Source organism: Frankia sp. CcWB2 (genome assembly GCF_977927585.1).
Genome location: NZ_CDWRCM010000053.1, coordinates 10,682 through 22,181, shown reverse-complemented (window position 1 = coordinate 22,181; position 11,500 = coordinate 10,682). Strand labels below are relative to the sequence as shown.

Genomic DNA, 11,500 nt, shown 5'->3' with positions numbered 1-11,500 from the left:
GGGGGCCGCACCGGTGGACGACGCGCCCCGGACCTGAGCAACCCGGACCTGAGCAACCCGGGCCTGGGCGAGGAGCTCGCCAAGCCGGCGCACGTCCGGATCGGTCAGCAGGCGTTCCACCGTAACCGGCCGACCGGCGGAGTCGGTCACCGGGAGCCGCCAGTTCGGATAGGCATCGGTCGTGCCCGGCAGATTCGGCTGATGCCGGTCGCCCAGCGCGTCACCCGGCGACCCGAGCACGATGCGGCACGGAGACCGCACCAGCAGCCGGTGCAGCGCGAAAACGATCTCCTGTCGAACGGCGGGGCCGAACTCCTCCCGGAGGGCGGGGTCAAACTCCGGCCGGCCGCTCCCGCCGGGGTTCCCCCGTCCGCCGAGGCCCGCCGCTGCGCCCGCCGGATCCACCAGTCCCTCGGATCGCACCAGCTCGACCAACGCGTCCCGCCCGGCTCGCCAACCGGCCGCCTCGGCCTCCTCCGAACGCCCGAGCAGCCCCAACCGGGCGCGGGTGCGCACGTGCTCGCCCTCGAGGTAGCCGGCGGCGGTGGGCAGGTCGTGCGTGGTGAGGCTGGCCATCGTCGCCGCCCGGTACGCCGTCGGCGGCGACGGCCGGCCCTCGGCGTCCTGCTCGAACCACAGCACCGTCGAACCCAGCACGTCCAGGCGGGCGAGCGTCGTCGCCACCGACGCCTCGACGGTACCCAGATCCTCCCCGACGACGACGGCGCCGGCGCGGGCGGCCTCCAACGCGAGCAGGCCGAGCATCGCCTCGGCGTCGTAACGCACGTACGTCCCGTGAGCGGCGCCCGCCCCAGCCGGAATCCACCACAGCCGGAACAGGCCGAGGATGTGGTCGACCCGCAGCCCGCCGCCGCGGCGCAGCACCGAGGCAACCATCTGACGCAACGGCGCGTACCCGGCCTCGGCCAGGGCATCCGGCCGCCACGGCGGCAGCCCCCAGTCCTGGCCCTGCTGATTGAAGGTGTCCGGTGGGGCCCCCACGCTCGCGCCGACGGCGAGAACGTCCTGCAGTGCCCAGGCGTCCGCACCGCCCGGATCGACGCCGACGGCCAGGTCGTGCACGATCCCGGCGGCCATCCCGGCGGCCCGGGCGGCGGCCTGCGCCGCGGCGAGCTGCTGGTCGCAGCGATGCTGGAGCCACATGTGGAAGGCGACGCGGTCGGCCAGCTCCGCCCTCGCCTCGGCGACGGCGGGCGCGCCCGGATGAGCGAGACGCGCCGGCCAGGTCCGCCAGTCCGGGCCGTACCGCTCAGCGAGCGCGCTCCAGGTCGCGAAATCGATCAGGTCGGACCCGGCCGGCTCGGCGGATGCCACCTGCTCGCCGCCGCGCCGGAAGACCTCGAAGAGCAGTTCCAGCGCGGCCAGCTTCGCCCGCCACACCGCGTCCCGATCGAGCAGACCGTCCCGCCGACCGTCGCGGCGGGCGCCGCGGGCGAGCTCGTCAACGGCCGACCGGGTGGCGGGATCGGCCCGAGCGTACTCGGGCGTCCGCTCCGGTCGCAGGTAGAGCGGGGAGACAAAACGGCGGCTCGCGGGCGAGTAGGGGGACGCCGCGACGGGCAGGGTCGGCGCACCCGCATGCAGCGGATTCACCAGCAGCACGCCGGCACCTGCCCGGCCCGACCAGTCGGCGAGCGTCGCGAGATCGCCGTAGTCCCCCATCCCCCAGGACGACGCCGAGGTGAGCGCGTAGAGCTGGATCATCCAGCCCCAGCCCCAGGCGCGGGCCGGCGGGGCGAGGGCGGCGGGGCCGGGCACCGCGGCCGGCACGGCGACGACCTGGCAGCGATGCCGCTCGGTTCCGGCGTCGACGTGCAGCACGTGGTCCCCCAGGGGCAGGCCCGCCGGGAGCCCGATCGGCCGGGCGACCCAGGGCACGCCGTCGAGCACCCGCTCGGCCAGGGGGGCGCCAGGGGGATCGAGGACGACCCGGCCGCCGGTGCCGAGCTCCAGCTCGGCGTATGGAATGACATCCACGGGCGTGTGAACGACCACCGGGCGCGGTGCTGCGGCGACGACGACGGCGCAGGCCGGCACCCGGCGTCGCCAGGGCCGTTCCAGCGCCGCCGCGAGCGCCGCGGCGGGATCCGTCGGATCGACCCCCGCCAGCCGCAGGACGGCCCGGACGGTGTCCGGCGCAACCTGTACCGGGACACCATCGGCCCCGAGGTAGGACGTCGCCACACCGGACACCGCGGCGAGTTCGGCGAGGACCTGGTCGACGGCGGGGTCCACCACTGGCGCCCCGGCGGGCTGCGGTCCCGCCGGGGCGGTGGGACCAGTGGCGGGCGCGGGGGACGCGGGCGCGGATGCGGTGGGCACGGCGGGGCAGTCGGAAGTCACGACCTGAGATTCTCGCCCGCGCGGTCCGGAGGCGGAGCGGCGCCGCCCGGCGGGTTCGGCTCCGGGCCCGGTGCGGTGGCCGGGCCCAGCGGACCGGGGTCGTCGACGACCGGCAGCCGCATCCGCAGCAACGCCCCGCCACTCGGAGAGCTCTCCGCGGTGACGGTACCCCCGTGGGTGTGCACGGCATCCGCGACGATCGCGAGGCCGAGCCCGGATCCGGGCAGGCCCCGCGCGGAGGTGGCCCGGTAGAAGCGGTCGAACGCCTGCGCGCGGTCCTCCGGCGCGATGCCCGGTCCGTCATCCGCGACGGTTACCTCGCCGTCCCGGGAGCCGACCCGGACGACGGAGGCGGGCGGCGAGAACTTCACGGCGTTGTCGAGCAGGTTGGTGACTGCCCGTTCGAGCATGTTCGCCCGCCCGTCGACCGTCGAGGACGTCGCGTCGACCTCGATGCCGACGCCCTTGCCGGTGGCGCGGCGCCGGGCCCGTTCGGCCGCGGCTCGCACGATCTCCGCGAGATCGAGCCGTTCCACCTCCTCGGTGGGCGCCTCGTCCCGGGCGAGCTCGACCAGTTCACTGACGAGGCCGGACAGTTCGCGCATCTGCGCGCCCACGTCGCGCAGCAGCGCCTCACGGTCGGCCGCGGGCAGCGCGCGATGCGGGTTCGCTTCGGCGCGCAGCAACAGTTCGATGTTCGTGCGCAGGCTCGTCAACGGGGTGCGCAGCTCGTGGCTGGCATCGTCGACGAGCTGGCGCTGGCGGGCCCGGGACGCCTCCAGCGCGCGCAGCATGCTGTTGAGGCTCTCCGCCAGCCGGGTGATCTCGTCGGATCCGGTCACCGGGATGAGCGCCGACAGATCCTGGGTGCGAGCGACCTCCTCGGCGGCCGCGGCCGCGGCGTCAACGGGTTTGAGCGCGGCACGTGCCACGATCTGTCCGGCGAGCACCGAGCCGACCACCCCGACGATCCCGACGACGAGCAGCACCAGCGCGAGATCGCGCAGGGTCCGGTCGACGTCGGTGGTCGGCCGGGCGAGCTGCAATGCACCGCCGGACGCGGGACGTTGCAGCGGAACCGTGACAAGCCGGTAGGACTGCCCGTCGACGGCGATCGTGCGCAGGTTCTGGGCCCGCTCCCGCCGGGCCACCTCGGCGTCGGCGGAGTCGACCGGGATCCGCATGCTGTTCCAGGACGAGACGGCGTTCTCCAGCGGATTGCCGGCGGCATCGAGGAACTGGCCCTCCAGCCCGAAGCTGAACGCCTGCAGTTCCAGCCCCAGCGGACTGGTCTGGATGGTGTGCGCCGACGCCTCAGCCTGCTCTACGAGCTGGTCGTCGATGGCCTGGTTCAGCACGATGCTGGTCGCCCCCAGCGACACCCCGGCGACGACCGTCACGGCGGCAGCCACCGCCATCCCGACAAGCAGGGCGAGCCGAGCCCGCAATGTCAGCTGACCGAGCGGGGAGGAAAACCGGATCCTGGAGTGACGTCCCGGGTGGACGCGCCGCGCGAACCCGTCCAACCGGCCGGCGCGCCCGTTCACCGCCACCTGCCCCACTGCCGGCTGCCCCGCTGCCACCTGCCCCGCTGCCGGGCGACCCGTCAACGGCTGCGGCCACCACGGCGATGGCGCGGCCCCCTGGTCGGGGGCACTGCTCACGCGCGGTCCCCTGACGGCTCACGCAGCACGTAGCCAACTCCGCGCACGGTGTGCAACAGCCTGGGCTCGCCGTTCGCCTCGAGCTTGCGGCGCAGGTAGCTCACGAAGACCTCCAGCGAGTTCGATGTCGGGCCGAAGTCATACCCCCAGACCCGCTCCATGATCATGGAGCGGGAGAGCACCTGACGCGGATGGGCGAGAAACAACTCCAGCAGCTCGAACTCGGTCTTGGTCAGAATCAGCTCCCGATCACCGCGGGTCACCTGGCGGCTAGCCTGATCCAGACAGACCCCGCCATAGCACAGCGTCGAGTCGGGGATCCCCTTGGACCCGTCCGAACCGGCCGCCCGCACCCGCGCGGCCAACGCCGCCCGGCGGATCAGTGCCCGCAACCGGGCGAACAGCTCCTCCAGGGCGAACGGTTTGACCAGGTAGTCGTCGGCACCGACGTCCAAGCCGCTGACCCGGTCGGCCAAACCGTCCCGGGCGGTCAGCATGAGCACCGGGACGTCGTCGCCCTGGGCCCGCAGCCGACGGCAGGTCTCCAGCCCGTCCGCCCGGGGCATCATCACGTCCAGCACGACGATGTCCGGCCGCTCGCGGCCGATGACGCCGAGCGCGTCCGCCCCGTCCACCGCCGTGGCCACCTCGTACCCCTCGAACCGCAGCGAGCGTTCCAGGGACTCCCGGACCGCCGCGTCGTCGTCCACCACCAGTACCCGCACGCCCCCAGTCTGCCTTCACCCGACGCGGTGATGGTGCTGCGCGGGGCCGGTCTCAGGAAGACATACCGCGATCCTCAGGACAGTTTCAGCCACCGTGAGCCCAGACTGCCCAGCACGCCCAGACCGCCCAGACCCACCGGCACGCCCAGATCATCCCCTCAACCGCGACGGGTCGGGGGCGGGCGGGTCGATCCGTGCCCGCGGCAGATCCGTCCCCTGAGCGTCCGCGGCACCCCCGCCGACCCCGGCATCCGGATCCGCGTCGTCCTCCGCACGGCTCCCGGCGGTCTCCTCGTCGTCGTTGACCATGGTCACCTCACTGCGTTGCACGGAACCGAGCTCGATCCCGGCCGCGCCAAGCGAGGTCCGGACCCGCTCACGCAGCTCGCGCGCGACCTCCCACTGCTTGAGCGGCTGGGTCTTGATGGCGACACGCAGGGTGTAACCGTCCGAGGTCATGGTCTCCATCCCCCAGACCTCGGGCTCGGCGAGGATGAGGCTGCTCCACTTCGCGTCCGCCCAGAGCTCGTTCGCCGTCCGGGCCAGCACCCGTTTAGCGGTGGCGACCTCGGTGTCGTAGTCGAGCGGAACGTCGAGCACGGTCCGTGCCCATTGCTGGCTCTTGTTACCGACCCTGGTGATCTCGCCGTTCCGGACGTACCAGACGGTGCCCTCGACGTCACGCAGTCTGGTCGTCCGGAAACTGACCGCCTCCACGGCACCGGAGACCGGACCGAGATCGATCACGTCTCCCACCCCGTACTGGTCCTCCAGCAGCATGAACATCCCCGACAGGAAGTCCCGGACGAGGTTCTGCGCACCGAAACCGACCGCGACTCCCAGCACACCGGCGCTGGCGACGATGGGGGCGAGATTGATACCCAGCTCGCCCAGGATGCTGAGGAAGCCCAGGCCGAAGATGAAGATGGACGTCACGCTGCGCAGCAGCGAACCGACCGTCGCCGCACGCTGACGGCGCCTTTCCATCAGCACCGCCGGATCGCCGAACGCGCCCAGCAGAGAGCCGGCGCGGGAACCCCGGAACAACCCGCCCCAACTGCCGGAACCGGTCCGTTCGGTGGCGTGTCCGATGTCGGTGGTGCGCCGGATGAACCGGTGCAGCAGCGCCCGCACCACAAACGCGATCACCAGAATGAGCGCGATGCGGATCGGGGTACCGAGGAACACCTCAGCCCCGGAGGCAAGATAATTACTGTGGGTAATGTCGTAGACGGTGCGGCACAGCAGCCCCGGATCGGTCCCGCAGGCGTCCCGCAGCGCGGTCGCAACGCCCTCCAGGGACACCAGCGGGTCAGAGGTCACCGACGGGCTCGGCGAGGGCAGTGGAGTGGGCGTCGTCAGCCCGGACGTCGGGCCCGGCACTTCGGTGGGTGACGGCGAGGCGGACAGCAGCATTCCCAGCGACGGGATGAGAGGCTGAGCCAGCAGGGACGGGGCGGGCGTCACGGCGTCGATCATCCTTCCAGTCGATTGCGATCATTCGAAGTTCCTCGAGTAGGCCGAGGTCACCGGCCCTCCCGCGCTCACGGCGGCGCGGGCGGCGGCCGCAGATCAGTCTCACCCATGCCGGTGGCCCGGCGGTGGGGGCCCCGATCCGGTCGGCGGACAGCCACGCTCCGACCCAACCACTCTCCGACCCAACCCGGCCAGGTCTCCCATCACACCCGAAAAAACACTTTCCGTATTGATGCGGCCACAAAATGGTCGCCTGTATGTGACAAAGGCCATGAGATATGTGCAGCGCCACGGCACGAAAGGCGATGACCATGCAAACAGGCTCGCGTTCTGCCGCAGAAGAAGGTTGACTGTCCATTGTCACCGGAGACGCTGGGCAGAACGGCCCGCAAAGGGCCCTCGGTGGGCAGGAGGTCGGCGCGTGGCAGAGGCGCTGGTTCTCAATGCCACGTACGAGCCTCTGTGCGTGGTGTCGCAAAGGCGCGCGCTGGTGTTGGTCCTGACCGACAAGGCCGTCATGGTCGAATCGGCCGGGCAGGTTCTTCGGTCCGCGACGGCCTCCGTCGATGTCCCGATCGTGGTCCGGTTAGCGCGTTTCGTCCGGGTGCCGTACCGCTCGCAGATCCCGCTGACCCGCAAGGGTGTGCTGGCCCGCGACCATCATCGCTGCGTGTACTGCAATGCTCCGGCAACATCACTGGATCATGTCATTCCACGCTCCCGTGGGGGCCCGCATGCGTGGGAGAACGTCGTGGCGGCCTGTGGCCGCTGCAACCATCTGAAAGCCGACCTGGCCGTCGCTGATCTCGGCTGGCGGCTCCGCACGGCGCCACGGGCGCCGAGCGGAGCCGCTTGGCGCATTCTGGGCTCCCGTCGGATGGATCCACGCTGGTCGGCCTACCTGAGTACCGACGTGACCGAGGCCGCCTCGGCCTGACGGCACCCGCCCGGAGCGTCCTCTGCCCGGGCGTCCTCTGCCCGGGCGTCCCCGCCTGTTCGAGGCGTTCCCAGGCACAGCGACGGCAGATCGGCCGGATGCCAGGGTACGGCGAGACCTGCCAGGGCAGCTAACCTGCATGCGCATCCTCGTCACCGGGGCGACCGGGTACATCGGCGGCCGGCTGGCTCCCCGCCTGCTCGACCGTGGCCACCATATCCGGGCCATGACCCGGGATCCCCTCCGGCTGCGGGACATCCCATGGGCCGCCCGGGCGGAGGTCGTCCGCGCCGACGCCCGGGATCCGGAGTCGTTGCGGTCCGCGCTCGACGGGATCGAGGTCGCCTACTACCTCATCCACTCGATCGACGGTGGTGGTGACTTCTCCGCGGTCGACCGGCGGGCGGCGAACGCCTTCGCCGTCGCGGCCCGGGCGGCCGGTGTCCGCAGGATCGTCTACCTCGGCGGGCTGAGCCCGGCGACGACGGGTGGCACGTCCGCCCATCTGAGCTCCCGCCAGGAGGTCGGGAGGATCCTGCTCGGCTCGGGGGTGCCGACGATCGTGCTGCGTGCGGCGGTCGTCATCGGCAGCGGCAGCGCCTCGTTCGAGATGCTGCGCTACCTGACGGAGCGCCTGCCGGTGATGCTGACGCCGCGCTGGGTGCGGACCAGGATCCAGCCGATCGCCGTCCGGGACGTGCTGCACTATCTGATCGGCGCTCTGGACGTCCCCGACGACGTCGAGGGCACCTTCGACGTGGGCGGCCCGGACATCCTGACCTATGCGGAGATGATGCAGCGATTCGCCGCCGTCGAGGGGCTGCGGCGCCGGATCATCGTCCCGGTTCCAATCCTGTCCCCCGAGCTGTCCTCGCTGTGGGTCGGGCTCGTCACCCCGGTGCCGGGCGGCATCGCGAGGCCGCTCATCCGTTCCTTGCGCAACGAGGTGGTGGCCCACGACCACCAGATCGCCCGCTGGATCCCCGATCCCGCCGAGGGACTGCTGCCCTTCGACGCCGCGGTGGCCCTCGCGCTGGCCCGGGTGCGGGCACGTTCGGTGAAGACCCGCTGGTCGACGGCGGTGTGGCCGGGATCGGGAGGCGCATCGGACGACGGGGACGGCGCCGGTGCCACGCGCCCCCCGAACGAGCCCCTGCCGACCGACCCGCAGTGGGCCGGGGGATCCCTCTACGTCGACGAGCGCAGCATGGCCGTGGCGGCGCCGCCGGCCTGTCTGTGGCACGTCATCGAAGGCATCGGGGGCGACAACGGCTGGTACTCGTGGCCCCTGGCCTGGTCCGCTCGCGGCCGGCTGGACACCGCCATCGGTGGCGTCGGTCTGCGCCGGGGTCGGCGTGATCCGCAGCGGGTGCACGCCGGGGAGGCTCTGGACTTCTGGCGGGTCGAGGAGATCGAACCGGGCCACCTGCTCCGGCTGCGTGCCGAGATGAAGCTGCCCGGCGAGGCCTGGCTGGAACTACGCTCGATGGTCGACGCCGAGGGCACCACGACCTACTGGCAGCGCGCGAGTTTCCTGCCCCGCGGACTTCCCGGGCAGCTCTACTGGTGGTCGGTCAGCCCGTTCCACGCGGCCGTCTTCGGTGGAATGCTGCGCAACATCGTGCGCAAGGCCGAGGACGAATGGGCCACCGGCGCCGTCGCCACCGCCTGATCACGCGGCCTCGGCCCGGCTCGTCAGGTGGCCCGGCTCGTCAGGTGGCCCGGCAGCGGATGCTATCCCCAGGAGCGGCCCTGGACCGGCGGGTCGAGGGGAGGCTTCCGGGACAGGCCCGCCGAGGGAGACGGATCGGGCCTGACGATCGGTCTCGTCGGGCCGGCGGCACCCGGCTCCCGGTCGGGTATCTCGATATCGAACCAGACACGCTTGCCCCCGGGGGTCATCTCCACGCCCCAGGCCAGCGCCAGCGCCTCGACCAGCAGCAGGCCCCACCCCGACTCGGGCTCGGGTTTGTTCTCCGCGGCCGCGCCGGGCCGGGGCAGATGCGCGCCTTCCCGGTCCTCGACACTGATCCGCAGCCGACCGGGTTCCATCGATGCCCGCAGCACCAGATCACTGCGGGCGTGCAGCACCGCGTTCGTCACCACCTCGCTGACCAGCAGCGTCGCGTCCTCGACGGAGGTGATCCCGCATTCGGCGAGGACCGAGCGCATCGCTGTCCGGGCCTCGCCGGCCGACGCGGCCACCGCGGGCAACGCGAGTTCGAGCAATGGCGGGTTCACGGCCTGCGTGGTGAGCACCACCATGGCAGTATCGTCGTCGGTCCGGGCCGGGAGACCGGCGGCGATCAGGCACCGTTCGAGCAGCGTGCGGGCGGTCTCCTCGACGGGGCCCTCGCCGGGGCCGTTGACGGTGTCCGGACCGAACCAGCTACGTGCCGCGAAGTTCACCCTGCGCGCCCGGCGCCGCCGGTCCACCCAGGAGCGGCGTTCCGGCACCCCGGGGGGTGGGCCGAGCGACGGGCCGGGGGCCCGCCGATCCGTCCACGCCTTCCCGGTCCGTTCCGCCTTCCCGGTCCGTTCCGCGCTCAGGCCAACGCCCTCGCCCTCGCTTCCAGCCGCCACGTCGGCACCCGCCGCGACTTCGACCGCCTCGAGGCCTGCCGCGGCCGCCCGGGCACGCTGTGCGGTAAGACCGCGTCGAAGATTGTCCAGGCCGTCCACGAGCGGGCGGCGTCGCGACTCCACCAGGCCGTCGGTGAACATCACCAACGCCGATCCGGGTGGAAGCGCGACGGTCGTCTCGCTGAACACCGCCCCCTCGCCGACTCCCAGCGGGAGCCCGGGGTCGAGCACCAGATAGTCGGGGTCCTCGTCGGGAAGGATCACCAACGGCGCGGGATGGCCGGCGTTCGCGATCGTCGCCCGGCCGGTGTCCCGGTCGTAGACGGCGTACATACAGGTCGCAAGCTGGAGACCGGGCAGCAGGCCGACGACCCGGTCAAGCCGGGTCAGCACCTCGACGGGGCTCCAATCCTCCAGAGCGTAGGCGCGCAGCGCCGCCCGCAGCTGGCCCATCACCGCCGCGGCATGCAGGCCGCGCCCCATCACGTCACCGATGGCCACCCCGACTCGCCCCCCGGCGAGCGGTATGACATCGTAGAGATCGCCTCCAACCTCCGTCCCTGCCGTTCCCGGCCGGTACTCCATCGCGATCTCGACCCCGTCGAGTGCGGGGGGATGCGCCGGCAGGAGCGACCGTTGCAGGGTCAGCGCGGACTCCTGTGCCTCGCGGAAGCGTTGTGCGTTCTCCAGCGCGACGGCCCCCCGCCGGGCGAGGTCCTCCAGCAGGTTCACCTCCGCTCCGGAATAGAAGCCGGTGCCGCGCCCGACAGTGATCGCGCCGAGGATCCGGCCGTGCGCCGGCAACGGGACGGTGACGGTGGGACCGCTCTGGATCCGGCGGAACTGCTGATAGGCGAGCTCGTACGGGAACAGCGGCACCGGGCGCAGCTCATCGAAGTCCGGCAGACAGTACGTCTGGCCGTTACGCATGACGACGCCCGGCGGGAAGTCGTCCGCGAGTTGGGGCGGCCGCGTGGCGACAATGGCCCGCATGATCTTGCCGGCTTTCGGGTCGTGGAAGACCGAGGCGCCGAGCCTGACCTGGTCGCCCTCGCGCAGCCACACCAAGGCGCCCGTGCCGAGACGGGGCACGGCGAGTCCGGCGATCAGGTCGACGACCCGATCGGGGTCGAGGGAGGTGCCGAGGACGAGACCGGCATCGGCCAGGAAGGACGGGTCGGAGCCACCCAATCCGTCGTCATGGTCCCCCCGAGCACCGTGGCACAGCGCGCGGACAGCCTCCCGCGCGGCCCGCAGACCTGCGGACGCCGACCGCCGCACCTGATCGGACTTCCGTGATTCACCGACAAACCCTGATATACCGGGCGCATAGGGCGAAATCCCGGTGGACGGTTCCGACGTCACGGGCACACCATCACATCCCCGACCAAATCCGATTCTCGGTACTGCTCCGTAACAGCCAGTCACCTGGCCCACCTGCGGCAGTCTAGTTCGGATATCGGATATCACGCATCGGGGGAACGTCGGCCCGAGCCGCAACCAGTACCCCATCGCCCTCCCTTTCGCCCCCACCGGCCGGATTTGATGCTGGATAGGCATCACCCGACCGAGGAACACGCGCTCCGCCGCGCCGTCCCGACGCGGCGGAGCGGTCCCTGGGTAGGCGCACAACAGGGGCACCTGCACCAAAAAGGCCAGGAACGCCAGAAGGAGCCAGATGAGGACACATTATTCTGTTGAGGACTGCCCCACAAAGACACCCTCATCTACTAAGGGAGATAAAATACCTT

General features: G+C 71.7%; 7 protein-coding genes. 2 read left to right on the top strand and 5 right to left on the bottom strand.

The features are described from left to right. The 4 genes from malQ to ACY45C_RS08105 form a co-directional block, all read right to left on the bottom strand. The coding region (gene malQ, locus ACY45C_RS08120) for a 4-alpha-glucanotransferase (protein WP_462187009.1) at nucleotides 1–2,364 on the bottom strand (2,364 nt) is incomplete at its 3' end. Then, nucleotides 2,361–4,028: a sensor histidine kinase gene (locus ACY45C_RS08115; RefSeq protein ID WP_462187008.1), complete on the bottom strand. Its 1,668-nt coding sequence runs from the start codon at nucleotides 4,026–4,028 to the stop codon at nucleotides 2,361–2,363. The genes malQ and ACY45C_RS08115, both read right to left, overlap by 4 nt. Further along, nucleotides 4,025–4,753, bottom strand: a complete 729-nt coding sequence (locus ACY45C_RS08110) for a response regulator transcription factor (protein WP_462187007.1) — start codon at nucleotides 4,751–4,753, stop codon at nucleotides 4,025–4,027. The genes ACY45C_RS08115 and ACY45C_RS08110 overlap by 4 nt, the downstream gene beginning before the upstream one ends. A 150-nt stretch (nucleotides 4,754–4,903) precedes the next feature. Beyond that, nucleotides 4,904–6,232, bottom strand: coding sequence for a mechanosensitive ion channel family protein (locus tag ACY45C_RS08105; protein ID WP_462187006.1), 1,329 nt, complete (start codon nucleotides 6,230–6,232; stop codon nucleotides 4,904–4,906). 418 nt (nucleotides 6,233–6,650) lie between these two features. Between ACY45C_RS08105 and ACY45C_RS08100 the strand changes: the two genes are divergently transcribed. Beyond that, on the top strand, nucleotides 6,651–7,166 hold the full coding sequence (locus tag ACY45C_RS08100) for an HNH endonuclease (RefSeq protein ID WP_462187005.1): 516 nt from the start codon (nucleotides 6,651–6,653) through the stop codon (nucleotides 7,164–7,166). Between the two features lie 139 nt (nucleotides 7,167–7,305). Then, nucleotides 7,306–8,838, top strand: a complete 1,533-nt coding sequence (locus ACY45C_RS08095) for an SDR family oxidoreductase (protein WP_462187004.1) — start codon at nucleotides 7,306–7,308, stop codon at nucleotides 8,836–8,838. A 62-nt stretch (nucleotides 8,839–8,900) separates the two neighbouring features. On the opposite strand, the gene ACY45C_RS08090 is transcribed toward ACY45C_RS08095, so the two are convergent. Beyond that, entirely contained in the window at nucleotides 8,901–11,030 is a 2,130-nt protein-coding gene (locus tag ACY45C_RS08090; protein WP_462187010.1) for an ATP-binding SpoIIE family protein phosphatase, read from the bottom strand. Between the last annotated feature and the right edge of the window lie 470 nt (nucleotides 11,031–11,500).